At 38.3% G+C, this 26,841-nt stretch carries 19 protein-coding genes, 2 tRNA genes and 1 pseudogene; 14 read left to right on the forward strand and 8 right to left on the reverse strand.

The window, feature by feature from the left end; translation table 11 throughout:
• Window positions 1-193: 193 nt before the first annotated feature.
• Window positions 194-1,714 carry a hypothetical protein gene (locus tag EJF25_RS02405; protein WP_125039866.1) on the reverse strand — a complete coding sequence of 507 codons (1,521 nt, stop codon included), beginning with the start codon at window positions 1,712-1,714 and terminating at the stop codon, window positions 194-196.
• Between the two features lie 72 nt (window positions 1,715-1,786).
• Window positions 1,787-2,134, reverse strand: a pseudogene (locus tag EJF25_RS02410) (DUF3795 domain-containing protein).
• 360 nt (window positions 2,135-2,494) lie between these two features.
• Here EJF25_RS02410 and EJF25_RS02415 point away from each other — a divergent pair.
• The 4 genes from EJF25_RS02415 to EJF25_RS02430 all read left to right on the forward strand — a co-directional run bounded on the left by EJF25_RS02415 (window position 2,495) and on the right by EJF25_RS02430 (window position 6,880).
• On the forward strand, window positions 2,495-3,298 hold the full coding sequence (locus EJF25_RS02415) for an inositol monophosphatase family protein (protein WP_125039867.1): 804 nt from the start codon (window positions 2,495-2,497) through the stop codon (window positions 3,296-3,298).
• A 43-nt stretch (window positions 3,299-3,341) separates the two neighbouring features.
• Window positions 3,342-4,049, forward strand: coding sequence for a ComF family protein (locus tag EJF25_RS02420; protein ID WP_125039921.1), 708 nt, complete (start codon window positions 3,342-3,344; stop codon window positions 4,047-4,049).
• Between the two features lie 145 nt (window positions 4,050-4,194).
• Window positions 4,195-4,812, forward strand: coding sequence for a RyR domain-containing protein (locus tag EJF25_RS02425; RefSeq protein ID WP_125039868.1), 618 nt, complete (start codon window positions 4,195-4,197; stop codon window positions 4,810-4,812).
• A gap of 25 nt (window positions 4,813-4,837) precedes the next feature.
• The gene (locus EJF25_RS02430; RefSeq protein ID WP_125039869.1) at window positions 4,838-6,880 is read left to right on the forward strand and encodes a hypothetical protein; all 2,043 of its coding nucleotides are present in this window, start codon (window positions 4,838-4,840) and stop codon (window positions 6,878-6,880) included.
• A 68-nt stretch (window positions 6,881-6,948) separates the two neighbouring features.
• Here the strand turns inward: EJF25_RS02430 and EJF25_RS02435 are convergent.
• A tRNA-Asn gene (locus EJF25_RS02435) sits at window positions 6,949-7,022 on the reverse strand.
• 28 nt (window positions 7,023-7,050) lie between these two features.
• Window positions 7,051-7,124, reverse strand: a tRNA-Asn gene (locus tag EJF25_RS02440).
• 77 nt (window positions 7,125-7,201) lie between these two features.
• Here EJF25_RS02440 and EJF25_RS02445 point away from each other — a divergent pair.
• Window positions 7,202-8,191, forward strand: coding sequence for an adenosine kinase (locus tag EJF25_RS02445; protein WP_125039870.1), 990 nt, complete (start codon window positions 7,202-7,204; stop codon window positions 8,189-8,191).
• Window positions 8,192-8,235: 44 nt separating this feature from the next.
• Entirely contained in the window at window positions 8,236-9,924 is a 1,689-nt protein-coding gene (locus EJF25_RS02450; protein WP_125039871.1) for a S41 family peptidase, read from the forward strand.
• An 84-nt stretch (window positions 9,925-10,008) separates the two neighbouring features.
• On the opposite strand, the gene EJF25_RS02455 is transcribed toward EJF25_RS02450, so the two are convergent.
• Complete coding sequence (locus tag EJF25_RS02455) at window positions 10,009-11,175, reverse strand: sensor histidine kinase (RefSeq protein ID WP_125039872.1); 1,167 nt, start codon at window positions 11,173-11,175, stop codon at window positions 10,009-10,011.
• 184 nt (window positions 11,176-11,359) lie between these two features.
• On the opposite strand from EJF25_RS02455, the gene ahcY reads away from it, so the two are divergent.
• On the forward strand, window positions 11,360-12,778 hold the full coding sequence (gene ahcY, locus EJF25_RS02460; RefSeq protein ID WP_200832852.1) for an adenosylhomocysteinase: 1,419 nt from the start codon (window positions 11,360-11,362) through the stop codon (window positions 12,776-12,778).
• Between the two features lie 109 nt (window positions 12,779-12,887).
• Complete coding sequence (locus EJF25_RS02465; RefSeq protein WP_125039874.1) at window positions 12,888-15,389, forward strand: YfhO family protein; 2,502 nt, start codon at window positions 12,888-12,890, stop codon at window positions 15,387-15,389.
• Window positions 15,390-15,836: 447 nt separating this feature from the next.
• Here the strand turns inward: EJF25_RS02465 and EJF25_RS02470 are convergent, their stop codons facing one another.
• Complete coding sequence (locus tag EJF25_RS02470; protein WP_125039875.1) at window positions 15,837-16,433, reverse strand: DUF4890 domain-containing protein; 597 nt, start codon at window positions 16,431-16,433, stop codon at window positions 15,837-15,839.
• Between the two features lie 339 nt (window positions 16,434-16,772).
• On the opposite strand from EJF25_RS02470, the gene EJF25_RS02475 reads away from it, so the two are divergent.
• Window positions 16,773-17,465, forward strand: a complete 693-nt coding sequence (locus EJF25_RS02475) for an IS5 family transposase (RefSeq protein WP_235016681.1) — start codon at window positions 16,773-16,775, stop codon at window positions 17,463-17,465.
• A gap of 153 nt (window positions 17,466-17,618) precedes the next feature.
• Here the strand turns inward: EJF25_RS02475 and upp are convergent, their stop codons facing one another.
• Window positions 17,619-18,272, reverse strand: coding sequence for a uracil phosphoribosyltransferase (gene upp, locus EJF25_RS02480; RefSeq protein WP_125039876.1), 654 nt, complete (start codon window positions 18,270-18,272; stop codon window positions 17,619-17,621).
• 283 nt (window positions 18,273-18,555) lie between these two features.
• Between upp and pckA the strand changes: the two genes are divergently transcribed.
• The 5 genes from pckA (at window position 18,556) to EJF25_RS02505 (ending at window position 24,595) form a co-directional block, all read left to right on the forward strand.
• A complete protein-coding gene (pckA, locus tag EJF25_RS02485) occupies window positions 18,556-20,163 on the forward strand; it encodes a phosphoenolpyruvate carboxykinase (ATP) (RefSeq protein WP_125039877.1) in 1,608 nt (535 codons plus the stop codon).
• 174 nt (window positions 20,164-20,337) lie between these two features.
• Window positions 20,338-22,128 carry an alpha-1,3-galactosidase-related protein gene (locus EJF25_RS02490; protein WP_125039878.1) on the forward strand — a complete coding sequence of 597 codons (1,791 nt, stop codon included), beginning with the start codon at window positions 20,338-20,340 and terminating at the stop codon, window positions 22,126-22,128.
• A gap of 44 nt (window positions 22,129-22,172) precedes the next feature.
• Window positions 22,173-22,730 carry a chromate transporter gene (locus EJF25_RS02495; protein ID WP_125039879.1) on the forward strand — a complete coding sequence of 186 codons (558 nt, stop codon included), beginning with the start codon at window positions 22,173-22,175 and terminating at the stop codon, window positions 22,728-22,730.
• The gene (locus EJF25_RS02500) at window positions 22,727-23,251 is read left to right on the forward strand and encodes a chromate transporter (RefSeq protein ID WP_125039880.1); all 525 of its coding nucleotides are present in this window, start codon (window positions 22,727-22,729) and stop codon (window positions 23,249-23,251) included. Before EJF25_RS02495 ends, EJF25_RS02500 begins: the two co-directional genes overlap by 4 nt.
• A gap of 42 nt (window positions 23,252-23,293) precedes the next feature.
• Window positions 23,294-24,595 (forward strand): MutS-related protein, encoded by a 1,302-nt coding sequence (locus tag EJF25_RS02505; RefSeq protein ID WP_125039881.1) that lies wholly within the window; start codon window positions 23,294-23,296, stop codon window positions 24,593-24,595.
• 327 nt (window positions 24,596-24,922) lie between these two features.
• Here EJF25_RS02505 and typA read toward each other — a convergent pair whose 3' ends face one another.
• The gene (typA, locus tag EJF25_RS02510) at window positions 24,923-26,722 is read right to left on the reverse strand and encodes a translational GTPase TypA (RefSeq protein ID WP_125039882.1); all 1,800 of its coding nucleotides are present in this window, start codon (window positions 26,720-26,722) and stop codon (window positions 24,923-24,925) included.
• Window positions 26,723-26,841 lie beyond the last annotated feature (119 nt).

Consider the following 26,841-nt stretch of genomic DNA (forward strand, 5'->3'; position numbering starts at 1 on the left):
TATGCAGATAAATGATTATCTTTAAATAAATAATCAAAAGTGTTTCCCTGTCTTGAGGAATCTATATGGAATAAACAAATCATAGGAAAATTAAAAATCCGACTTGAATTAAATCAAACCGGATTTTTTGATATTAATGAATAATTTGAATTTTACCAAGTTGGGACTGGGGATTTTCCGCTACTTTTTTATATCAGAAAATCTTCAGCACTAATCCCGGATCCGAACAACCTTCTTTCGATACGTTCATCAACCCTACGGTACGTATCACTTCTCCCGGTATTGTCAAAAAGTTCCCTTTTACTGAAACTTTTTTGGTAATATTCACCGGTATGTCCCCTGCCAAATCTTGTGCATAAATTTTATGCTTTTTCAATTTCACAGATGAAGGAAAAACGATTGTAATATCTTTGAAGTAACCGAAGATACCAATGGGAGAATCGTAGTTTTCAACCGCTATTTTTACGGAAACTTTTTTCGAAACATATTCATGACCTAATGCGCGTCCTATGCTGGCAATGGCAACAGCACCATTTGGATAGCGGGAAGCAAGAATAAATGGTCTATCTTCACCTGAATCGGAAACTTCAGGTAAAGGCATCCCTCTACTAACTCTGGCAGGTGCTTCGGCAGTTAATTTGGTACCGATAGGGCGACTCGTATTCCAAGTTTCACGATCTTGCAAAACCCAATAATCATTTAACTTTTCGTTATCTATTGCCATCGATTCTTTTCCGACTCCGAATGGTTCCGCTATTCGATGCCATCTTACTCCACGAACGACCTCGTCCAACCGATGTTTCATATCCCGTATTGCAGGAGGAAAAACAAAATCCTGAGTTCCATTCGGCAGATTCCCGACGAATGGATGACGCATCACTCCGATAGCACATCCTAATCCGGCCGCGATATATGGCTCATCTTCGCAGTTGATAATACCTTTGGCATTTCCTTGCGCTTTGTAAGGTAGTAAATCACAAATTCGTTGTATGGTGACCGGTTGTGCTATCACATTCTCTACATCATACGTACGGAAAGCATCACTAAACTCAATAAAACTATTCTGAAAGGCATGTTCAATGCATAAACGAGGTGCATACTGCTTACCGATGGTAGTCAGCATCTTTCTCCATGCTCCATCTTTTTCATGAGCTCCCCAATCTACTTTCCAATAGTCAAAACCTGCTTCATTTGCAGCCTTGATACGTTCTGTCCAGTATTCTTCTTCAGGAATATTAGGGAAGATCTCAGCTTTTTGTGCACAAATCCATCCGCCTGCTCCTTTCCATCCTTTTTCTTTGATGCGATCCGTCAGTTGTTTCAAACGGCTGACAGCATCTCCATGGAATGATGGAAATCGACCGGGATCCAGTTCAACAGTTCCTAAATACTTATTTGGGGTGTGATTGACATCTTTAGGGATATCCCATGAATCGTCCATTACGAAGTATAGATCTTTGCGGATAGAGGGATAACAATCTACCCAATTTTGGTAAGTACCCTTACCAAATATATATTCCTCGTTCATGGCCTCTCTGGTTGGGTCAGAACCCTGATAACTTACTACGTAGCCTTGCAGATTCCAGGTGCATAAGTAATCCGGAGCTTTAGATGGTTCGTCCGGTACTAAACTTTTTAAAAACGATTGCTGCCCGGTAATGGATAAAGAAACGGTACAAAAGGCTGCTAGTAGTGATGTTTTGATATGTTTCATGGTGATGTGAGTATAAATCGGATAAATTAATCTACAAAATTCTTTTGTAATCTTCATCCAAAGTTATTGGCTTTAGATAGTTTCCGAAGCTAGAAGATTCTCTTTTGCGCTGGGAGAATACTGAAAAATAGCACCAATTATTTGGCAATTATTCAATTCTTTACAGTCACCGCAGGTATTAAATCCTTTTTCGGATACACATTTTCGGATTTCGCAATAATTGCTGCAAAATGCAAATTTCACTCCATCAGTACGACAGCCCATACAATTTATGGTCGCTGCTGTGATTTCCGATGTGTTGTTCATTTCACTTCACTTTTGAGCAGTCTTTTCTCTTAACTCATTATCATTTCTGACAGTGGCTATGCGGGCTTCGCAACTTTCGCAATCTAGTCCGCAACATGCAATTAATTGTTTCATTGTTTTTTTATTTCTGACCCTTCGGTTCTTAATTTTACCATGATATAGCTAATTTTCATATGTTTCTTTGAATTTCAACATATAAAAAGATGAATCTTAGTATTATTTTAATCTTTAGACAAAGATAGTCAATATTGGAGAATTTCGACTATAATAACATGCTTTTGTTTAATTCTTTGAGCTGTTATAAATTAACTATAGCAAGAGTATTTATTATGAGCTTTCTCCGAATGTAAATCTACTGAAACTTATATAATATCCAAGTTTGTCAAGTTAATGAACTGAAATATTGCTATTTTGATATGGTTTTTCATATGAAAAGTTATATCTTCGAAGCACTTTTAAGATTTAAAGAGCAAAATGTTAGATTTAAAACAACTTACTACTGGTGTTTGCCGAATAGCTACAGAAGCCGGATGTTTTTTGAAAGAAGAACGGAAAAGTTTTCGTCGTGACCGTGTGGAGGAGAAACATGCGCATGACTATGTGTCCTATGTAGATAAAGAATCGGAGAAGAGAGTAGTATCGGCACTTTCTACTTTGTTGCCCGAAGCCGGATTTATAACAGAGGAGGGTTCTGCTACTTATCAGGATGAACCTTATTGTTGGGTAATCGATCCATTGGACGGAACGACAAATTATATTCATGATGAGGCGCCATATTGTGTATGCATCGCTTTACGCAGTCGTACGGAATTACTTCTAGGAGTGGTTTACGAGGTTTGCCGGGATGAGTGTTTTTATGCTTGGAAAGGGGGAAAAGCTTATATGAATGATAAAGAAATTCATGTATCAGACATAAAGGATGCAAAAGACGCTTTTGTCTTTACCGAACTACCTTATAATTATAATCAGTATAAACAGACTGCCCTTCACCTCATTGATAAACTGTATGGCAAAGTAGGTGGTATTCGTATGAATGGTTCCGCTGCCGCAGCTATTTGTTACGTAGCTATGGGACGTTTCGACGCTTGGGCTGAGGCATTTCTCGGTAAGTGGGATTATTCGGCTGCCGCATTGATTGCTCAAGAAGCTGGTGGAAAAGTAACCGACTTTTATGGTGATGATTATTTTATAGAAGGACATCATATTATCGTGACGAATAAGTATTTGCACCCTTTATTCCAAAAATTATTGGCAGAAGTTCCTCCGCTGGATATGTGATGTTATTAATTTATTGAACTGTAATAAACAAATCACCACTATGATGAAACACACACTATTAATTAAAGATTGGCTCAGTTCATTTTTGTCCCTGATTTTTCCTCGTTGCTGTCTGGTCTGTGGCAGACCATTGGCGAAAGGGGAAGAATGTATTTGTACAATGTGTAATATAAATCTGCCGCGTACCAATTATCATCTTCAAGAGGATAATCCGATGGAACAGCTTTTCTGGGGGAAAATACCTCTGGAACGGGCTACTTCTTTTTTCTTTTATCGGAAAGGTAGTGATTTTCGTCAGATCCTTCATCAGCTTAAATATGGCGGACGGAAAGAGCTAGGAGCAATTATGGGACGATATATGGCGTCGGAACTCTTACCGTCCGGATTCTTCAAGGGAATAGATGTGATTATTCCGGTTCCATTACATAAGAAGAAGCAACAACTTCGTGGTTATAATCAAAGTGAATGGATTGTTCGGGGGATTGCTGCTGTGACAGGGATACCTGTAAATACCGAATCTGTTATTCGCAAGAAGAATACAGAAACTCAGACACGTAAGTCCACTTTTGAACGCTGGGAGAATGTGGATGGTATTTTTGAACTCCGTTCTTCTGAACATCTTCAAGGAAAGCATGTATTAGTTGTAGACGATGTGCTGACAACAGGGGCTACTACTGTAGCCTGCGTCTCTGCATTAATGGAAGTACAAGGGATACGAATTAGTATATTGACTTTGGCTGTAGCAGAGTAATAATTTAAGAGGAATAGGGCTATACTATAATAAATAATAATGTATCTTTGTCCCATACCCCAATTCTTTTGAATTATGAAAATAAATTGGGAATTAGATATCTAATTGTTTATATGAAAAACAAAATGTTATTAAAAACACAAATATGGAAATGAACGAATACATTCCTCGTCCGCAAGATACACAAGGGATTGAATTGCCGGAGTCATTGAAAGGATTGTCCGAAGCAATGGCTGCTCATACACATGAATTATGGGCATATCAGCAATATTTGGAAGGTTGGAGATATGCTCCGGAGAATGATAATAAGGAGAAGAAAACACCTAAAATGGTGCCTTATGACAAGTTGCCTGATGTGGAAAAAGAGGATTCTCTTAGGGAGGCTACAGAGGTTTTTAAATTCATTTATTTAAATGGATATGAAATACAGAATAAAAAGAATGAAACGAGTTATAATCCGGTAAAGAAAGGCTGGAAGTGGGCAACTGTAACTCTTATATTCTTTTTTCTGCTACTGTTGGCTTTTATAGCTTTGGGGGCAGTTAAGGTATGCACAGGTATGTTCCCTTCTACGAACGAAGTTTATATGAGTATTATATATTTAGTCATAGCATGTGCTTTTTTGTTGGGTATAACGAAGATTATCTTAAAACTGATTGCTTTATATACTGATGTTCTGCGTAAAGAGCATGAAGTGCTGAGTGAACTTTATACTGAAGAACAAAAGAAGGAGATTATTCGGAAGAATAAGAACCGAATTTGAGTCACTACTAAAACTGTAATATGCAATGATTTCTATATTTAGACTTTTGTCTTTGCATTTTGACCGTTCTTTTTCGGGAAAAGGATGGAAACAATTGTCTTGGCTATTTGGCATTATTCTGTTGGTGTTTGTGCTTATCTTTGTGATGAGTCTGGCTTATAATTTGGCTAATCCTTCAGATGAGCAACTTGCGTCTGATGAAGTTAGTGCTCCATTGGGAAGATTATTTCAGTTAATCTGCCTTTTCATTGATCCCGGTAATATTAATAATGTACCTCCCTCTTTTCGCTGGTTTGCACTAGTGGTAGTGGTGATTGGTATGCTGCTTTTTACCGGACTGCTTATTTCGGTGGTGTCCAATATGCTGGAAAGAAGAGTGGAACGTTTTCGTGAGGGAGACATTGATTATCAATTGAGAGATCATGTCGTAATTATCGGTTTTGATGAGATGGTGCCAACGCTAATTCAACAGATATGTTCAGATCCTCATTATGAGCAGTGTTATATATTAGTGCAAAGTACCTGTCCGGCTGTGGATATTAGAAATAAGATACATACTCTGTTGGATACTAAAGATGAAAGTCGGATTGTGGTACTACATGCCCGTCGGGATTCAAAGGAGGAACTTTATAAACTTCACACAACTCAGGCTCGTGAAGTGTTCCTTATCGGTGAACGAGATGAGCATGATCATGATTCGCTTAATATCGATTCTCTAAAAAAAATAGTTTCTATTCACGAGAAAAAAGAGGGTTGTCGGATGATCCCTTTTACTGTAATGTTTGAGAATCAAACGACTTTTGCGGCTTTCCAGCTAGCGGATTTATCTGTGGAATGGCGGAAGTATATAGAATTTCATCCATTCAACTTTTATGAAGAATGGGCTAAAAAGCTTCTCGTCAGTCGTTGCTATAATAAGGGGAATAAGCCCATTATTTATCCTTCTTTAGATAGAGTTCCCATCACAGAAGATAGTTCGAAGACTGTACGATTTGTCATTATTGGTATGAGCCGAATGGGGGTTGCTCTTGGTGTGGAGGCGGCTCACTTATTGCATTTCCCCAATTTTTGCAGGGACAATAAATATAAAAGTGTGATTACTTTTATTGATGAGCAGGCCGATACGGAAATGAATTATTTTCGTGGGAGATATCAACATTTCTTTGAAATAGCGCCTGCTATATATAAAGAGGTAAACCAAGAAGGAGAATTGGATATTCAGATACTTTCTCCAACAAAATTTGAAGGTACGAATGCAAATTTTCTGGATATCCGGTTTGAGTTTATCAAAGGGCGTGCCGAAAGCGAGGTTATACAGCAGCAATTGAGTCAGTGGGCTTTACCCGAGAGTAATGAGATCCTTACTATTGCAGTTTGTTTGAACTACCCTCCTCAAAGTGTTGCTATTGGGCTTTATTTGCCTGATAACGTTTACGAAAATAATATCCCGGTATTTATCCGGCAAGAAACATCAAGTGCATTGCTTAGTATGTTGAGTAGCCGGAAAGATGAGGAAGAGTGCCAATATCATAAATATTCGCACATTTATCCTTTTGGTATGATGGATAATTGCTATGACCTTGATCGTAGTGGAATGGAAAAGGGAATGGTTATTCATTATATCTATGATTTTTTTAGTACTTATGGTGTCTTACCTGAAACTTGTCCGAGTATAGAACGTTTGAAGAAAAGTTGGAACGGGCTGTCTGTAGCTAAACGGTGGTCCAATTTGTATAGTGCCTGTTCTATTGATTGTAAGCTACGGTCCATTGGTTGGGATGGTAAGAGTGATATATCATTGACTTCCGAGCAAATCGAACTTTTGGCTCGGGTGGAACATAATCGTTGGAATGTAGAGAAGTTACTCCTTGGTTTTAGGAAACCAACTGCTGACGAGGAAATGATTATTGCTAGTAGTAAAGCAAAGAAGGATGAATTTAAAAATGAACGGTTTGTGCACCCGGATATCTGTTCTTATGAAGAATTACCGAAAAGTTCGAAGGATTACGACCGATGCATTGTTGAAGGAATATCTCTTGTCGTGAATTACAGGAAATCAGTTCAATAAAACAGTTTTAGGAGCCCGATTTATGAAAATAAAAAAGCCACCCAAGTAAATTGGTGGCTTCTTTATTGCTCTTCCTCTTGGACTTGAACCAAGGACCCTCTGATTAACAGTCAGATGCTCTAACCGACTGAGCTAAGGAAGAATATTTGCAACTGAGATTTTGAACTTTGCTCTTCCTCTTGGACTTGAACCAAGGACCCTCTGATTAACAGTCAGATGCTCTAACCGACTGAGCTAAGGAAGAATGTTTTTCTCAATTGCGATGCAAAAGTAATAGGATATTTTGAAATATGCAATATCTTTGCAAAAAAAATATTGAGAATGGACAAAATAATAGGATTGGGCAACGCCCTAGTAGACGTACTTGCAACCCTGGAAGATGATACACTCCTAGATGAAATGGACTTACCTAAGGGTAGTATGCAACTTATAGATGATGCTAAGTTACAGCAAATTAACTCCAGATTCTCTCAGATGAAAACACACTTGGCAACCGGTGGATCAGCAGGAAATGCTATACTTGGACTGGCCTGTCTCGGAGCAGTAACCGGTTTTATAGGAAAAGTGGGTAATGATTATTATGGAAACTTTTTTCGTGAGAATCTGAAGAAAAATACAATTGAAGACAAACTACTGACCTCTGAACAACTACCTTCGGGTGTTGCTTCTACTTTTATTTCTCAGGATGGTGAACGCACTTTTGGTACTTATTTGGGAGCTGCTTCCAGTTTGAAAGCGGAAGATCTGACATTGGATATGTTTAAAGGTTACTCATATCTTTTTATTGAAGGCTACTTGGTGCAGGATCATGAAATGATTCTTCATGCTATTGAATTGGCTAAAGAAGCCGGATTGCAGGTTTGTCTGGATATGGCGAGCTATAATATTGTAGCCAATGATCTTGAATTCTTTTCTCTATTAATAAATAAGTATGTAGATATTGTTTTTGCTAACGAAGAGGAAGCGAAAGCATTTACAGGTGAAGAACCGGAAAACGCTCTAAGAATAATAGGAAAGAAGTGCAGCATTGCCATCGTAAAAGTCGGAGCAAACGGTTCATATATTCGTAAAGGAACAGAAGAAATAAAAGTTTCTGCTATTCCTGTTGAGAAAGTAGTGGATACTACTGGTGCCGGTGATTATTTTGCTTCCGGATTTTTGTATGGTCTTACTTGCGGATACTCTTTGGAGAAATGTGCTAAAATAGGTTCTATTCTCTCTGGAAATGTTATCCAAGTGATTGGAACTTCGATGTCAAAGGAACGTTGGGATGAAATTAAGTTAAATATTAACAAGGTTCTAGCGGAATAACCAAGTATTGAGTTATTTTTACGTCTTATTTTAATGAAAGGAATATGAAAAAATTGCTGAATAAGCGGATAATCGTCGGTCTGGTAGCCGTAATCGCTGTGGTTGCTTTCTTTAGTTTCAAGAATGGAGACGACCGGAATTTCCAGCTTGCTAAGAATCTGGATATATTCAATGCCATTGTGAAAGAGCTGGATATGTTCTATGTAGATACCATTGATCCCAATAAAACGATTCGCGAAGGAATTGATAATATGTTGTTGTCTTTAGATCCTTATACGGAATATTTCCCTGAAGAGGATCAGAGCGAATTGGAACAGATGGTCAAAGGAAGTTTCGGAGGAATCGGTTCGTTGATAACTTACGATGTGAAGATGAAACGCTCTATGATTGCGGAACCATTCGAAAATACTCCTGCTGCTAAAGTAGGATTAAAGGCCGGAGATATCTTGCTGGAGATTGATGGTAAGGATCTTGCCGGAAAAAATAATGCAGAAGTAAGCCAAATGCTCCGTGGAGAAGCAGGTACTAGCTTTAAATTAAAGATAGAACGTCCCAACGAGAAGGGGGGGCGTACTCCTATGGAATTTGATATTGTACGTGAGTCGATCCTGACTCCTCCTATTCCATATAGTACTTTGATGGAAAATAACGTGGGGTATATCAATCTGAGTACATTCTCGGGTAATCCTTCGAAAGAATTTAAGAGAGCATTACTGGACTTGAAAAAGCAGGGAGCCACTTCCTTGGTTATTGACCTTCGTAATAATGGTGGTGGCCTTTTGGATGAAGCAGTAGAAATAGCCAACTATTTCTTGCCTCGTGGAAAAGTCATTGTAACTACAAAAGGAAAGATAAAACAAGCTAGTAATACCTATAAGACCTTACGTGAACCATTGGATCCGGATATTCCAATTGCAGTATTGGTAAATAGTGGAACGGCTTCTGCATCGGAAATCTTATCTGGTTCTTTGCAGGATTTGGATCGTGCTGTTATTGTGGGTAACCGTACTTTTGGAAAGGGATTGGTTCAAGTTCCCCGCAATCTGCCTTATGGTGGAACGATGAAAGTAACTACTTCTAAGTATTATATTCCGAGCGGACGCTGTGTACAGGCTATTGATTACAAACATCGTAATGAAGATGGAAGTGTGGGTACAATACCGGATAGTTTGACTAAAGTATTCCATACGGTAGCAGGACGTGAAGTACGTGACGGGGGTGGTGTAATGCCGGATATAGTTGTAGAGCAAGAGAAGTTGCCAAATATTCTGTATTATCTGATGCGTGATAACCTGATATTCAACTATGCTACTCAATATTGCTTGAAGCACCCTACAATTCCTTCTCCGGAAAAGTTTGAAGTGACCGATGCTGATTATGATGATTTTAAGGCTATGGTTAAGAAGGCTGATTTTAAATATGACCAGCAAAGTGAAAAGATCCTGAAGACTCTGAAAGAAGCAGCTGAGTTTGAAGGTTATATGACGGATGCTTCTGAAGAGTTTACCGCATTGGAAAAGAAGTTGAATCATAATCTGGATCGTGACTTGGATTATTTCTCCAAAGATATTAAACCGATGATTGCTTCTGAGATTATTAAACGCTATTATTTCCAACGTGGAGGTATCATCCAGCAATTGAAAGATGATAATGATTTGAAAGCTGCATTGAAAATATTGAATGATCAGGCAAAGTATAAAGAAATACTAAGCACGCCGGTAGCAAAGAAATAAGTTTTTATTGCTATATCAATAATATAAAAGACGATGGATAGTTGAATCTAACTATCCATCGTCTTTTATTTACCTGTATAATTATTAATATGCTTTCGGCAAAGTGAAATAAAAGGTTGTTCCTTTCTTTTCTTGGGAGCGTAACCAAATACGTCCTCCCATTCGTTCTACTAACATTCTACAAAGAGCTAGTCCCAATCCTGTTCCTTGAACGAAATTGTTGATTTTACCGAACCGTTCAAAAATAGTTGCAGCTTTTTGAGCCGGAATACCAATGCCACTATCTTTGACGTAAAATTCTACGAAGTTTTCCTTTTCTTGACAGCCGAAATGTATTTCTCCTTTGATCGTGAATTTCGTTGCATTACTGAGCAAATTACTAATCACTTGGGTGACACGTTCAGAATCTCCCAGTACATAGGTACTTGCTATTCCATCATCTAGGATTAACTTTACTCCATCATGAGTTTTAGAGTTGTATTGTTGTTCTAGTTGTATACAAATCTCCAATAGCCTGATGGGGTGAATTTTGAACTTAAGAGAGCCTGACTCTAATGCGGATAAATCCAGAATATTACTGAATAAATTAAGTAATAACTCTGAGTTTTTTTCAATGATTGCTGAATATTGTTTCTTTTCCTCCAGGTTGTTAGAGGTCGCTATTAATTGTGAGAATCCTACAATTGAATTGAGAGGGGTACGAATCTCGTGGCTCATGTTGGCAAGAAAAGCAGACTTCAACCGGTCGGCTTCTTCCGCTTTGATACGAGCTTCATCCAACGCTTTTTCTGTTTCCCATTGCTGTGAAATATCACGACACATACATAGTAAATATTCATTGCCTAGCGGGAAAATACGATTTTCAAAATGGTGTATGGCACCATTTACCGTCAAATTATGTCTGGAAGTAGAACTTTGTTTTGTGCGTATCACTTTCTCCATGTTCTGGCGTACGCTTTCATAGGCTTCTTCCGGAATAATATCTTTTATATTTGAATGGATAATACTGGTTGCCGTCGTTCCTTCTACATGATTGGTAGCCGGGGAAGAAGCTAGTTCTATAATATCTCCATTATGGTCGAAAACCGTCAGCATATCGGGCAAGGCGTCTAATATACGCGTACAATATTTGTCGCGAAAACGTTTTTGTCTGGAAGAAGGCAATCGAGAAGAAAGGCTTTCTACCTCGCTTTCTAACTGATTTATTATTTTCAACAACTCTTCTTTCGTTTTATTTTCATAGTGCTCCATAGCAAATGGATAATAATTGTATAAATGTTGTAGAATATGTGTAACTTGTTGCAAATATAAAACAATATTTTAATAGTACATCTTCTCCTCCAAGTTATTATTTGATAAAAAAACCGGATAGCTTTTGTCCTACTAATCAGAATGTTCTATCTTTGCAACCATTATATATTAAATGATTTACAATATGTCTAAAGAATTATTCTCTACTCTGCCTTATAAAGTGGCAGATATTACGCTTGCTGACTTTGGACGCAAGGAAATCGATTTGGCAGAAAAAGAAATGCCCGGCCTTATGGCTCTTCGCGAAAAGTATGGAGAATCCAAACCACTGAAAGGTGCCCGTATCATGGGGTCATTGCACATGACCATTCAAACGGCTGTTCTAATTGAAACGCTGGTTGCATTAGGAGCTGAAGTTCGTTGGTGCTCTTGTAATATATATTCTACACAGGATCATGCTGCGGCTGCAATTGCTGCTTCGGGAGTTGCTGTGTTCGCTTGGAAGGGTGAAACACTGGCTGAATATTGGTGGTGCACATTGCAAGCATTGAACTTTGCCGATGGTAAAGGACCGAATGTAATTGTGGATGATGGTGGCGATGCTACGATGATGATTCATGTAGGTTATGAAGCTGAAAACAACTCGGCTGTTTTGGATAAAGAAGTACATGCAGAAGATGAAATTGAGTTAAATGCCATATTGAAGAAAGTGTTGGCTGAAGATAATACTCGTTGGCATCGTGTTGCTGCAGAAGTTCGTGGCGTTTCAGAAGAAACGACTACCGGAGTACATCGTCTTTATCAAATGCAGGAAGAAGGAAAACTTTTGTTCCCGGCTTTTAACGTGAACGATTCTGTAACGAAATCTAAGTTCGATAATTTGTATGGCTGCCGCGAATCATTGGCAGATGGTATCAAGCGTGCTACAGATGTGATGATTGCTGGTAAGGTAGTTGTGGTGTGCGGATATGGTGATGTAGGAAAAGGATGTGCTCATTCTATGCGTACTTACGGAGCACGTGTGTTAGTGACTGAGGTTGATCCAATCTGCGCTTTGCAGGCTGCTATGGAGGGCTTTGAAGTTGTAACAATGGAAGATGCATGTACAGAAGGTAACATTTTCGTGACAACAACAGGAAATATTGATATTGTTTGTATCCATCATATGGAAAGAATGAAAGATCAAGCCATTGTTTGTAACATTGGACACTTCGATAACGAGATCCAGGTGGATGCTTTGAAACATTATCCCGGTATTAAGTGTGTCAATATCAAGCCACAGGTAGATCGCTATTATTTTCCGGATGGACATAGCATTATTCTGTTGGCAGACGGTCGTTTGGTAAATCTGGGATGTGCTACCGGTCACCCGTCGTTTGTGATGAGTAACTCTTTCACTAATCAGACTTTAGCTCAGATCGAACTGTTCAATAAGAAATATGATGTAAATGTTTATCGTTTGCCGAAGTATTTGGATGAAGAAGTGGCACGTTTGCATCTTGAAAAGATTGGGGTGAAACTGACAAAACTCACTCCTGAGCAAGCTGCTTATATTGGTGTGTCGGTAGATGGGCCCTATAAGGCTGATCATTATAGATATTAATTTAGGAGCTAACTAAAAAAGGAGCCCTTTCAATACTCCTGCTACAATTATCTGTAGCAGGAATTGAACTCTAAAACTTTTTAGTCAGTTTCATTCATTATCCATTATTATGAAGAAAATCCTTCCTGATTTGATTGCCATTCTGGCTTTCGTTATTCTTTCTTTTGCCTATTTTTTTCCAGCGGATATTGAGGGACGTATTCTCTTTCAAAATGATTCGGTTGCCGGAGTAGGTGGTGGGCAAGAAGCTACAGAGTATTTGCAACGTACCGGAGAACGTACTCGTTGGACAAATTCTCTTTTTGGAGGTATGCCTACTTACCAGATGTCTCCGAGTTATGATTCAACCAAACCATTGAAGTGGGTGGAAGCGGTCTATCATTTGTATCTTCCGCCTTATGTAGTGCTGACATTTATTATGATGCTTGGCTTCTATATACTGCTCAGGGCATTTGGAATATCGGTTTGGTTGTCGGCTTTAGGAGGTGTTATCTGGGCTTTCTCGTCCTATTTCTTCATACTGATATCGGCAGGACATATTTGGAAATTTATAACTCTTGCATATATTCCGCCTACGATTGCCGGTATTGTGTTGGCGTATCGTAAGAAGTATTTGTTGGGAGGAATCATTACTGCCTTGTTTATTGCACTTCAGATACAGGCAAACCACATACAGATGAGTTACTACTTTATGTTTGTAATCCTGTTTTTTGTTGGAGCTTATTTCGAAGATGCATATAAGAAAAAAGAATTACCTCACTTTTTTAAAGCTAGCGCTGTATTGGTATTGGCAGCAGTGATAGGAGTCTGTGCAAATCTTTCAAATCTATATCATACGTATGAGTATAGTAAAGAAACAATGCGTGGTAAAAGTGAACTGAAGCATGAAGGGGCAGCCGCAGCAAACCAGACAAGTAGTGGTCTGAACCGCGATTATATAACTCAATGGAGTTATGGGATAGGTGAAACACTGACATTGCTGGTCCCGAATGTCAAAGGAGGTGCATCTGTTCCTTTGTCGCGGAATGAAACGGCAATGGAAAAGGCAGATCCGACATACAGCAGCATTTATTCTCAACTGACACAGTATTTCGGTGATCAGCCGATGACATCCGGTCCGGTTTACGTTGGAGCATTTGTACTGTTTCTGTTTATTCTGGGTTGCTTTATTGTGAAAGGACCTCTGAAGTGGGCATTGCTGGGTGCGACTATTTTCTCAATTCTGCTTTCGTGGGGAAAGAATTTCATGGGACTGACGGACTTCTTTATAGACTATATGCCGATGTACAACAAGTTCCGTGCGGTTTCTTCTATTCTAGTGATTGCTGAGTTTACTATTCCATTGCTAGCTATTTTTGCATTGAAAGAGGTACTGACAAAACCGAATATTTTGAAATTGAAGAAGAACCGGACAGGATTAATTGTCAGCTTGGTCTTGACGGCGGGGGTTGCTTTAATTTTGGCAGTTGCACCTGGAATTTTCTTCTCCAATTACATTCCGGCTCAGGAGATGGCTGCTTTGCAACAAGGGATTCCGGCTGAACATTTATCTCCGATTGTAGCTAATCTGGCTGAAATGCGAAAAGCATTAGTGACTTCGGATGCATGGCGTAGTTTCTTTATCATAGTAGTAGGATGTGCGTTGTTATTCCTTTATTTGCAAGAGAAGTTAAGAGCTTCCTTGACGATAGCAGGTATTGCAATCCTTTGTCTGGTAGATATGTGGGGGGTGAATAAGCGTTATTTATATGATGAAGAGTTTATTCCCAAATCTCAAAAGACAGATGTATTCCGTAAAAGTCAGGCGGATGAAATAATTCTTCAGGATACTACTTTGAATTATCGTGTATTGAATTTTGCAACGGATACCTTTAATGAAAATAATACCTCTTATTGGCATAAGAATGTAGGTGGATATCACGCTGCAAAATTGCGCCGTTATCAAGAAATGATCGAACATCATATTTCTCCGGAGATGCAACAAACCTATCAGGCGATAGCTGCGGCTGGCGGAGCTATGGATAGTGTGGATGCTTCTAAATTCCGGGTATTGAATATGCTGAATACGAAATATTTCATATTCCCGGCTGGACAGAAAGGCGAGACAGTACCTGTAGAGAATCCTTATGCCTATGGCAATGCTTGGTTTATAGATAAAGTTCAGTACGTTGATAATGCAAATGAAGAAATAGATGCACTGAATGATATTTCCCCGATAGAAACTGCTGTGGTAGATGTCAAATTCAAGGAGAATCTGAGAGGAGTAACAGAGGCGTACAAAGACTCTTTGTCTGTGATTCGTCTGACAAGTTATGAACCGAATCGTTTAGTTTATGAAACTTCTTCTGCCAAAGATGGGGTAGTTGTCTTCTCAGAAATTTATTATCCGGGTTGGCAAGCAACTATTGACGGGCAGCCGGTAGATATAGCACGCGCTGATTATATTCTGCGTGCAATGAATGTTCCAGCCGGTAAACATACAATTGAAATGTGGTTTGATCCGCAGAGTTTACACTTGACAGAGAGTATTGCATATGCTGCAATGGCTCTGCTGTTGATTGGCGTAATGCTATTTGTGTGGTTGAAAAGAAAACAATTAGCCAAAAAGTGAATGAAATGCAGAAGGAAGATTCTTATGTCATAATAAGAACTTTTTTCTTATCTTTGTACTGCATGAATTCCTTTTAATCGGAAGGTAACTTATTCTTTCGAGAACTAAAATGTGTTTTTGTAGGAAAGGAGCTATAACCGCAAGTCCTGATTATGAAACCGGAACCTTTGATTATATAATCGAAAGTTTCAGTTATATAACCGGAGCTTGCGGTTATAGTTTTGTATAAAGAAAAAGAAAGTTATCACTTAGTAGAGAGTAAGTTGTCTCTTGATAAAGAGTAAGCTTGCTATTAATAAAAGGCAAGTTTTATGTTAATGGTCAACAGCCTATTTATTAATGAAATCAAAAAAACGGCTCCCTTCCTCACGAAGAGAGCCGTTTTGCATTCACTAAAAAATTATGAAAACAAACACTGTTTTTACTTATTTATTTATTGAGTGTGGATTATATGTCATTTTGATTTTGTTCCCTTCTTGGACGATTATCATTTGATTTTCTCATTTGAGCCGCTTTGGCGCGATTAGCTTCTTGTTCTGCTTTCCACTTCTCATATTGTTCGGTGGTCAGAATCTTCTTTATTTTTTTATCTTTAGCTTCTGCTGCTTTTTTTAGAGCTTCTGCAGAATCATTATCTAACTGCATTTTTGGTCTTTCTCCCATTCTACCGGGGAATCCACCTTCTCTTGTCATCGGAGGCTCACCGCCGCCCATTGCCATGGGAGGACGTCCTTCTCCCATTCCAAATCCTCCTCTCATAAATGAACCTTGGTTTTCTGCATTTTGCATTAAATTGAAGCGTTTCTTTTGTTCCTTTAGATTAAGTTTGTAAATCTTGTTGTATTGTTTTTCAGTTAGTTGCAATGACCTCTGCATTTGTTCAGTCATTCGTGTTGCTATCTTTTCCGGATTAGGCACTTCATGGGGAAGACGTTTTTCCTGTTGTTGTTTGGCTTGAGATTCGGGTGTTTCTTGTGCGGTAGCAAGACCGGCAAAGGTCATAAAGCATATCATGGCTCCGACAAGTTTCATACTATTTTTCATATCTGTTATCTTTTTAATTGATTTTATTGACTCAAAGTTAAGCAAATATAGGAACTGAAAAAAACAAAATCGACCAGAGACGAGGTTTTGTCTATCAAAGGTTATAGAAATGATTTATTCAAACTATCTTCATTAATCTAATTAATGCTTTACTTTTACAGGTTTTACCGTCAAAATGATATAAGAAAATATTTACTCCCTGTTTAAAAATGATTAAAATAAAATCTTAAGAAGGTTTCCGTGCCCGCGCCTAAAGATTGCTTTATTTGAAGTGACCAAACTTTAATAAAGATGTATCAGACAGATTTAACGGAAACCGAGTAGCAATATATAACAAAAGTGTTGAACCTGCAAGAAAAGAAGCGAAAATATGATTTGCGTATTGTATTGAATGCCATACTCTATTTAGTAAAAACGGGTTGTCAATGGCGTATGTTTCCTCGCGAGTTTCCTAAATGGGAATCCGTCTACTACTATTATAGGAAATGGGCTTCTCTTGAAGTTTTTGATTATCTTCTTGAAAGGTTATGTGGTCATGTACGGGTAGGACGGAATCAGAGTATAGAGCCTAGTGTTGCTATAATAGATAATCAGAGTGTTAAATGGGGAAATAACCGTTCCTTAAATGGAATTGATGGCGATAAAAAGGTGAAAGGTATCAAATGTCATGTGATTGTGGATAAGAATGGCTTCCTCATAGCAGTGATGGTTACAATAGCCAATATTCATGACAGCAAGGCTGCATATTTACTAATGAGAGTCTTAAAAGACCTTTTGGGAATAAAAGTCATATTGGCAGACGGAGGATATAGAGGAGAACTTATTAAAAACGTCAAGGAAAAATTCAGTTATGTGATTCAGGTTGTGATTAGCACATGCAAAGAACAAGGGTTCAAACCTATCCACAAAAGGTGGATCATCGAAAGAACTTTCTCATGGATGGAGAATGACAGAAGACTCTGCCGAAACTATAAACTTACATTCGAAGCGGCAGAGGAAATGGTTAAAATATCAGCTATAAATTATTATTGAAGAAAATTTAAACAAGCTCTTAAGGACTTCTTGATACATATATGATCCCAACTGCTTCTTAGATATATCCTAAGTAAGAAACAGTTGAGATGATCATCTTATAATATAGTATATTAGAATAAGATTTCAGGTGTAACTAGCTTTAGTAGAAAATTACTCTTTCTCTCCATAAGCTAAGTCACCTGCATCTCCCAATCCGGGCACAATATAAGAATGCTCGTTGATTTCCGGATCAATGGCTGCGCACCAGATTGTTGTCTTATCTTCCGGAAATACATTCTTTATATGCTCAATAGCTTGTTGGCTGGCAATAATAGAAGCAATGTGAATTTCTGAAGGATGACCTTTGGTCAGCATAGCCTGATAACTTAACTCCATGCTACTACCTGTTGCTAACATTGGGTCGGTGATTATCAATGTTTTTTCGTCAATACGTGGAGAAGCTATATATTCAATATGTATATCAAATTTTAGCTTGTCTTTATATTTTCTATATGCAGAAACGAAAGCATTTTCCGCTTGATCGAAGTAGCTTAGGAAGCCTTGATGAAAAGGTAATCCGGCACGAAGAATAGTACTGATAACTAGTTTATTATCCGGGGTACTGACCGGAGAAATCCCTAAAGGAGTCTGTATGTTTTTTACTGAATATTGTAACTTCTTGCTTATTTCGTAAGCCATAATTTCTCCAATTCGCTCGATATTGCGGCGAAAGCGCAAACGGTCATTCTGAACTCCTACATTTCTTATTTCAGCAACATACTGGTTTAGAATGGAATTTGTCTGGCTAAAATCAATTACTTTCATATTATATTTTAATCGTTATTTAATCTTATTTTCATCATATTGATAACATACTGCCTTGCAAAGTAAATGATAATCTTTCAAATTGCAATATTCAGTTTGCAGATATTGTTAGGAATTTATAAAAGAGATTCTATTAGGGAAAAATTTCTCTAATAGCTTCTTGCTTTTCAAAGAAAGTATTACTTTTGTCCTCGGATTACAAAGGAGTACCCAAGACTCCTCCATGTTAAGGTAAAAAAAGAGATAATAAACGAAATACCAATTTAATTTAATTCAAAAGAAAATGGCAAATTTAGATTTGAGCAAGTACGGAATTACAGGTGTAACTGAAATCCTGCACAACCCGTCTTATGATGTTTTGTTCGCTGAAGAAACAAAACCGGGTCTTGAAGGCTTTGAAAAAGGTCAAGTAACTGAATTAGGTGCTGTTAATGTGATGACAGGTATCTATACCGGTCGTTCTCCTAAAGATAAATTCTTCGTTAAGAATGAAGCTTCTACTGATTCTGTATGGTGGACTTCTGACGAATATAAAAACGACAATAAACCTTGTACTGAAGAAGCTTGGGCTGATCTTAAAGCAAAAGCTGTAAATCAATTGTCTGGCAAACGTTTGTTTGTTGTTGATACTTTCTGTGGTGCTAACGAAGCTACTCGTATGAAAGTACGTTTCATCATGGAAGTGGCTTGGCAGGCTCACTTCGTAACTAACATGTTCATCCGCCCGACTGCTGAAGAACTTGCTAACTACGGAGAACCTGATTTTGTATGTTTCAACGCTTCTAAAGCTAAAGTTGATAACTACAAAGAACTTGGCTTGAACTCTGAGACTGCTACAGTTTTCAACTTGAAAACTAAAGAACAAGTTATCTTGAATACTTGGTACGGTGGTGAAATGAAGAAAGGTATGTTCTCTATTATGAACTACATGAATCCGCTTCGTGGTATTGCTTCTATGCACTGCTCTGCTAACACAGATATGGAAGGAACTAGCTCAGCTATCTTCTTCGGTTTGTCTGGAACAGGTAAGACTACATTGTCTACTGACCCGAAACGTAAATTGATCGGTGATGACGAACACGGATGGGATAACGAAGGTGTATTCAACTATGAAGGTGGTTGTTATGCTAAAGTTATCAACTTGGACAAAGAAAGTGAACCGGATATCTACAATGCTATCAAACGTGACGCTTTGCTTGAAAACGTAACTGTTGCTGCTGATGGCAAGATCGACTTCACAGATAAGAGTGTAACTGAAAACACTCGTGTTTCTTATCCTATCTACCACATCGAAAACATCGTTAAACCGGTGTCTAAAGGTCCTCACGCTAAACAAGTTATTTTCTTGTCAGCTGATGCATTCGGTGTATTGCCTCCAGTATCTATCCTGAATCCTGAACAAGCTCAATACTACTTCTTATCTGGATTTACTGCTAAATTGGCTGGTACAGAACGTGGTATCACTGAACCGACTCCTACATTCTCTGCTTGTTTTGGTGCCGCTTTCTTGTCATTGCACCCAACTAAATATGCAGAAGAATTGGTTAAGAAGATGGAAATGACTGGTGCTAAGGCTTACTTGGTAAACACTGGTTGGAATGGTTCTGGCAAACGTATTTCTATCAAAGATACTCGTGGTATCATCGACGCTATCCTTGATGGTTCTATCGACAAGGCTCCTACTAAGGTGATTCCTTTCTTCGACTTCGTTGTTCCTACAGAACTTCCGGGTGTTGATCCGAAAATCCTTGATCCACGTGACACTTACGAATGTGCTTGTCAATGGGAAGAAAAAGCAAAAGACTTGGCTGGACGTTTCATTAAGAACTTCGCTAAGTTTACAGGTAACGAAGCTGGTAAAGCTTTGGTTGCTGCTGGTCCGAAACTCTAATTTATTAGATTCAGATATGAGAAGGCGGTTCCGAAAGGAACCGCCTTTTTCTGTATTGATAACTCTCATTTCTGTGAGTAAACTCCGTAGATAAGGAATGAAAGTAATAACTTGTAAATATGTCGGTTATGTTGTATCTTTGTGTAGACATGATATAAACCAAATTACCATAATATGAGAAAACTACAATCATTTCTTTGTTGCCTTATTCTTTTATCCATAGGGCTTTCTACGAATGCAAAGGAGCGTATATATGATATGTCTAAACTGGGATTGAAAGTTGATAGCCGAAAAAATGCCAGTCCTGTTTTGCGAAAGGTGATCGCTAAAATAAAAGCTGAGTGTGGAGCTGGTGACGAAATCGTATTGAGATTCTCTGCAGGAAGATATGATTTTTATGAGACAGGTGCGGATGTGCGTGAATACTATATATCCAATCATGATCAAAGTAATCCCAAAAAGGTGGGAATGGCATTGGAAGATTTATCCAATTTAGTATTGGACGGACAAGGGGCTGAATTTATTTTTCATGGAAGGATGATTCCGTTGTCTTTGTTACGTTCTACCAATTGTACGTTGAAGAATTTCAGTATTGACTTTGAAAATCCGCATATTGCACAAGTGGAAATCGTTGATAATACTCCTGAGTATGGGATTACTTTCAGACCGGCTCCATGGGTGAAATATCGGATTAGAAAAGATTCTGTATTTGAAAACTATGGTGACGGATGGCAAATGCAACCAGGTAGCGGTATTGCTTTTGAGAAGGAAACGAAACGCCTGGTATATAAAACGAGTGATTTACATTGTCCGACTAAAGGGGTAAGAAAAGTCTCTTCTGATTGCCTGAATGCTCCTCTGTGGAAGGATAAGCGTCTGATTCCGGGAACAGTAGTTGCAATGAGGACAGGAGAACGTCCTACGCCGGGAATCTTTTTGTCTCATGATGTAAACACTACATTGCAGAACGTGAAGATACATTATGCTGAAGGCATGGGATTATTGGCGCAACTTTGTGAGAATATAACTTTAGATGGATTCAATGTTTGTCTGAGGGGAGAAAGCGATTTGCGCTATTTTACTACTCAAGCGGATGCAACCCATTTTTCCGGTTGTAAAGGAGTGATTGTTTCTCAAAATGGCCTTTATGAGGGAATGATGGATGATGCAATTAATGTGCATGGCACTTACCTGAAAGTCATAAAGAGACTGGATGATACAACGTTGGTAGGACGTTATATGCATAATCAGGCGTGGGGATTTGATTGGGGATACCAAGGAGACAGTGTGCAGTTCATCCGCTCGGAGACTATGGAAATCATCGATGGAGTGAATCATATTGTTTCTATTCGTCCATATGATAAAGAAGCTGTTCAGGGTGCTCGCGAGTTCTGCATTACTTTTCAAAAACCGATCGATCCAATGATTAACGAAAAGGCAGGTTTGGGTATTGAGAATTTAACCTGGACTCCGGAGGTGGTTTTTGCTAATAATGTAATACGTAATAATCGTGCTCGTGGGAGTCTGTTCAGTACTCCTCGAAAAACAATTATAGAGAATAATCTTTTTGATCATACTTCAGGGGCAGCCATTCTTTTATGTGGTGATTGTAATGGTTGGTTTGAAACCGGTGCTTGCCGTAATGTACTTATTCGTGGAAACCGTTTTGTAAATGCCCTGACTAATATGTTTCAATTTACGAATGCTGTTATTTCTATTTATCCCGAAATTCCTAATCTAAAAGATCAACAGAAGTATTTTCATGGAGGGAACGATGGAGGAATTGTTATTGAAGGAAATATATTCGAAACTTTTGATGCACCTATACTATATGCTAAGTCGGTAGATGGTTTGATTTTCCGCAATAATACAATAGTGCAGAATTCTGATTATAAACCATTCCATTGGAATAAGAGTCGCTTTTTACTTGAACGGGTGACCAATGTGAAGATAATGGAAGACTGATACACAGATAACAAAATAAATATTGATAGAACTTAGACTAAAAGATGATTATCAATTACTTGAAACTTTTCTTCACTTTCGCTAAAATAGGTATGTTTACTATTGGAGGTGGATATGCCATGATTCCGTTGATTGAACGTGAAATAGTGAAAAAGCAATGGATGAGTAAGGAAGAATTTATGGAAATGTTTGCTTTGACGCAATCTTTACCGGGTGTTTTTGCTGTGAATATATCCATTTTTGTGGGATATAAACTTTATAAAGTAGGAGGGAGCCTTGTATGTGCATTAGCTACCATTTTACCTTCGTTTGTTATTATGATGATTATTGCCATGTTCTTTTCAAGGTTTCAGGATAATCAGATTATGGTTCGTATCTTTAATGGCATACGTCCGGCAGTGGTAGCATTGATTTTATTTCCTTGTATCTCTGCGGTTAGAGCTTTGAAGCTTAAATATCTGCAATTAGTTGTTCCGGCCATAGCAACGTTGTTGATTTGGCAATTTGGTTTGTCTCCCGTTTATATTGTGTTGGCGGGGATTGTTGGTGGAATGGTATATACTTTATGGTTGAAGGAAAAAATAAAAGGTAAACGGGTATGATTTATTTGCAACTACTTTGGGTATATTTAAAGATAGGAATATTTGGCTTTGGAGGTGGCTATGCAATGCTTTCATTGATACAACATGAGATTGTAGACCGTCATCATTGGCTGACTTCACAACAGTTTACTGATGTAGTGGCAATTTCTCAAATGACTCCGGGACCAATTGGTATTAACAGTGCGACGTATGTAGGATTTGCAGTAACGCAAAGTGTCTGGGGAGCGGTACTCGCTACCGTTGCAGTTTGCCTGCCTTCTTTCTTTTTAGTATTGCTTATTTCCTATTTTTTTGTGAAGTGCAAAGACAATAAATATATAAAAGCAGCTATGTCCGGATTGCTTCCGATGTCAGTCGCATTAATAGCCTCCGCTTCATTGCTGATGATGAATAAAGAGAATTTTATCGATTATAAAAGTATTAGTATATTTGTTTCATCTTTCCTGATAACATGGAAATGGAACCTTCATCCGATTTTGTTAATTTGTTTGGCGGGTGTTGTAGGACTAATTTTATATTGAGGATTAAGAGTTGATTGTTCTTGTACTATAATATAATTGTTGATGACATATCTGGATACCGATAAACAAACTTGCATAGATCTTAGTATAACGGATGGCGTGCAGGATGAACAGGTTCTTTCTTCTTTGTTTCTGAAAACGGAAACGAAGCAAGGGAAATCTTTAATGATGGAATGGATTATGTATCCGTTGAGTGACTGGGAAATGATCTGTAAAAGACAGCAACTTATAGCTTGGGGTGCATTACCGGAACTTCCTTTGAATGAGGAAGAGTTGGACTTTATCGAGTATTACCTGAGTTATCGTGACCAGATCAGAGAGGCGAATGTTATAATGTCTTGTGCTACAATTATTGATCGTCTTGTGAGGTACGATTCTCAACGTTATGTCGTTTGTAGAGGGGTAAAACTCATTGTCCGTATGTTACATCATTTGGAAAAGTGGGTTACAGAGTTACAGGAAAATGTGCCGCAACTTTGGAAAGATATGATTGATTTGGTACAGGATACTCTGCATGGAACTGAATTGGAAAATGTTTTGCAACAAGCGTTTGATAAGGATACCCGATTCTCCAATTATGTGATAGATAAATATGATTATTTATTTCGATGTACCCGCTTGTTATCTTTGAAAGATTTGCTGTCTGTTATTTATACGTTGGATGTTTGTCGTACTGCTCATCGGATTGCTAAAGAAAAAAATCTTTGTTGCATTCCAGAGGTGGTGTGGAGCATGGATTTTTCGGTAGAAGGAGTAGTACATCCTTTTGTGAAAAATGCGCAAGAAAATAATTGGGAGATGTCTCAAGGTAATATCTGTCTTTTTACGGGATCCAATATGGCAGGGAAATCGACTACATTAAAAGCATTGGCTCTGGCTGTCTGGTTAGCGCATTGTGGATTACCCGTACCGGTAAAATCAATGGTTTGTCCGCTTTATGAGGGTATATATACTTCAATCAATTTGCCCGATTCTTTGAGAGACGGACGAAGTCATTTTATGATGGAAATACTTCGTATTAAAGAAGTGTTAGAGAAAGCGGGAAAAGGTAAGAGATGCTTAGTCGTGTTGGATGAAATGTTTCGTGGTACGAATGCGAAGGATGCTTTTGAAGCTTCTGTTGCGGTAAATGAAATATTAAAAGACTTTGCTAATTGTCATTTTCTTGTTTCTACGCACATTCTTGAATATGCAAAAGCATTTGAAAAAGATAGCTCCTGTTGTTTTTATTACATGGAGGCGGAAATTAAAGAAGATTGTTTCGTCTGTCCTCATCGATTGCAGAAAGGTATCTCGGAAGCAAGAGTAGGTTATTGGCTGGTGAAAAAGATATTGAATTTGTAAGAACTGACTAATTAACTTAGTGTTTTGTTAGTGGATGGTATATGGTAACTTTCACACCTTTAATGAGTGAATCATTAGTGTGAATAGCAGAATTTATATTCTTCATGCTAACTATTTTAGCTTCTGTATCTAACAGAGGATTTAGTTTGTTGCTATATCTTGTTGTGAGAAGCGAATAAAATGCCCCAAATAGATAAATTCTATTTTTTATTTTCATAAATACAGTTTGTTCTGTTGGTCATAAATACATCTTTTTTCTTTTGAAGAAAAAAATAATGGGAGATAGTTATTTTCCATCTCCCATCACTTATATTGATTTGCTTATTATTAGACCTTGTTAGCGCGTTTACGTTCAATTTCATCCAGAATAACTTTACGCATACGCATTGCTTTCGGAGTTACTTCCACATACTCATCTTCTTTGATGTATTCCAAAGCTTCTTCCAATGAGAATTGTATTGGCGGAATCAAACGAGCCTTTTCGTCAGAACCGGAAGCACGCATATTAGTGAGTTTCTTTGATTTTGTTACATTGATCACCAAGTCATTATCATGGGAATGTTCACCTACTACTTGACCTGCATAAACATCTTCTTGTGGGAAAATGAAGAATTTTCCACGATCCTGTAATTTGTCGATAGCATAAGCAAAAGCTGTTCCACCTTCCATAGCAATCATAGAACCGTTGGTACGACGTTCGATCTCACCTTTATATGGCTGATATTCTTTGAAGCGGTGAGCCATGATTGCTTCACCCGCAGAAGCTGTCAATACATTGGTACGCAAACCGATGATACCACGTGAAGGCATGTCAAATTCCAGATTGATACGTTCACCGGTATTTTCCATTTTTACCATTTCACCTTTACGACGAGTCACCATATCAATGATCTTGCTTGAATATTCTTCCGGTACGTTGATTGTTAGTTCTTCAATCGGTTCGTATTTTACTCCGTCGATTTCTTTGAAAATAACCTGGGGTTGTCCTACCTGTAACTCATATCCTTCACGACGCATTGTTTCGATTAACACAGAAAGGTGAAGTACACCACGACCGGAAACGATCCATTTACCGTCCTCCTCGCTTTTCTTTACGCGTAGAGCCAGATTCTTGTCGAGTTCTTTTGTAAGGCGGTCATGGATATGACGTGAAGTCACAAACTTACCGTCTTTGCCAAAGAATGGCGAATCGTTAATGGTAAATAACATACTCATTGTAGGCTCATCAATTGCAATAGGTGGCAATGCTTCCGGGTTTTCATAATCGCAGATTGTATCTCCAATTTCAAATCCATCAATACCTACCAATGCACAGATGTCCCCTGAAGAAACTTCATCAGTTTTGACGCGGCCTAAGCCTTCAAATACATGTAGCTCTTTAATTTTTGTTTTAAACTTATCACCATTACGCTTCACGAGTGTTACATTCATACCTTCTTTCAGTGTACCGCGATGAACACGTCCTACGGCAATACGACCTGTGTATGAAGAATAGTCCAGTGAAGTGATTAGCATTTGCGGAGTACCGTCCAGTTGTTTCGGAGCCGGAATATTTTCGATAATGCAATCTAATAATGGAGTGATACTGTCGGTTTGTTGTTTCCAGTCAGTACTCATCCAGTTGTTTTTGGCAGAACCGTAAATGACAGGAAAGTCAAGTTGATCTTCAGAAGCATTCAGACTGAACATTAAGTCGAATACCATTTCGTAAACTTCTTCCGGACGACAGTTTGGTTTATCGACCTTGTTTACTACTACAATTGGCTTCAAACCGATTTCCAGTGCTTTTTGTAATACAAAACGTGTCTGAGGCATCGGACCTTCAAAAGCATCCACCAATAGAATACAGCCATCGGCCATATTCAATACACGTTCTACTTCACCCCCAAAGTCGCTGTGTCCCGGAGTATCAATGATATTAATTTTAGTACCGTTGTAATTGATAGATACATTCTTGGAAAGAATAGTTATACCACGTTCACGTTCCAAATCGTTGTTATCCAGAATGAGTTCACCACTATTTTGGTTACTGCGGAACAAGTTTCCAGCCAATAACATCTTATCCACCAGCGTTGTTTTCCCATGATCGACATGGGCAATGATTGCAATGTTTCGAATATTTTGCATATAATCCCTATTATTTGGGCGCAAAGGTACTAAAATTGGATTAGAAATATACGCTATAAACATATTTTTTCCTGTAAAACGTTGTGGGATATAAAGATAATATCTATCTTTGCACGCTC

This window comes from Bacteroides faecalis (assembly GCF_003865075.1).
GTDB classification, from domain to species: Bacteria; Bacteroidota; Bacteroidia; order Bacteroidales; family Bacteroidaceae; genus Bacteroides; species Bacteroides faecalis.

What these genes read in the sequence shown, in the direction of transcription:
- ahcY (WP_200832852.1), top strand. Translation starts at nt 11,360, where the DNA reads ATGTCTAAAGAATTATTCTCTACTCTGCCTTATAAAGTGGCAGATATT.
- EJF25_RS02445 (WP_125039870.1), top strand. Translation starts at nt 7,202, where the DNA reads ATGGACAAAATAATAGGATTGGGCAACGCCCTAGTAGACGTACTTGCA.
- EJF25_RS02500 (WP_125039880.1), top strand. Translation starts at nt 22,727, where the DNA reads ATGATTTATTTGCAACTACTTTGGGTATATTTAAAGATAGGAATATTT.
- EJF25_RS02425 (WP_125039868.1), top strand. Translation starts at nt 4,195, where the DNA reads ATGGAAATGAACGAATACATTCCTCGTCCGCAAGATACACAAGGGATT.
- EJF25_RS02415 (WP_125039867.1), top strand. Translation starts at nt 2,495, where the DNA reads ATGTTAGATTTAAAACAACTTACTACTGGTGTTTGCCGAATAGCTACA.
- EJF25_RS02465 (WP_125039874.1), top strand. Translation starts at nt 12,888, where the DNA reads ATGAAGAAAATCCTTCCTGATTTGATTGCCATTCTGGCTTTCGTTATT.
- EJF25_RS02405 (WP_125039866.1), bottom strand. Translation starts at nt 1,714, where the DNA reads ATGAAACATATCAAAACATCACTACTAGCAGCCTTTTGTACCGTTTCT.
- EJF25_RS02455 (WP_125039872.1), bottom strand. Translation starts at nt 11,175, where the DNA reads ATGGAGCACTATGAAAATAAAACGAAAGAAGAGTTGTTGAAAATAATA.
- EJF25_RS02430 (WP_125039869.1), top strand. Translation starts at nt 4,838, where the DNA reads ATGATTTCTATATTTAGACTTTTGTCTTTGCATTTTGACCGTTCTTTT.
- EJF25_RS02450 (WP_125039871.1), top strand. Translation starts at nt 8,236, where the DNA reads ATGAAAAAATTGCTGAATAAGCGGATAATCGTCGGTCTGGTAGCCGTA.
- typA (WP_125039882.1), bottom strand. Translation starts at nt 26,722, where the DNA reads ATGCAAAATATTCGAAACATTGCAATCATTGCCCATGTCGATCATGGG.
- pckA (WP_125039877.1), top strand. Translation starts at nt 18,556, where the DNA reads ATGGCAAATTTAGATTTGAGCAAGTACGGAATTACAGGTGTAACTGAA.
- EJF25_RS02470 (WP_125039875.1), bottom strand. Translation starts at nt 16,433, where the DNA reads ATGAAAAATAGTATGAAACTTGTCGGAGCCATGATATGCTTTATGACC.
- EJF25_RS02420 (WP_125039921.1), top strand. Translation starts at nt 3,342, where the DNA reads ATGAAACACACACTATTAATTAAAGATTGGCTCAGTTCATTTTTGTCC.
- upp (WP_125039876.1), bottom strand. Translation starts at nt 18,272, where the DNA reads ATGAAAGTAATTGATTTTAGCCAGACAAATTCCATTCTAAACCAGTAT.
- EJF25_RS02490 (WP_125039878.1), top strand. Translation starts at nt 20,338, where the DNA reads ATGAGAAAACTACAATCATTTCTTTGTTGCCTTATTCTTTTATCCATA.
- EJF25_RS02495 (WP_125039879.1), top strand. Translation starts at nt 22,173, where the DNA reads ATGATTATCAATTACTTGAAACTTTTCTTCACTTTCGCTAAAATAGGT.
- EJF25_RS02505 (WP_125039881.1), top strand. Translation starts at nt 23,294, where the DNA reads ATGACATATCTGGATACCGATAAACAAACTTGCATAGATCTTAGTATA.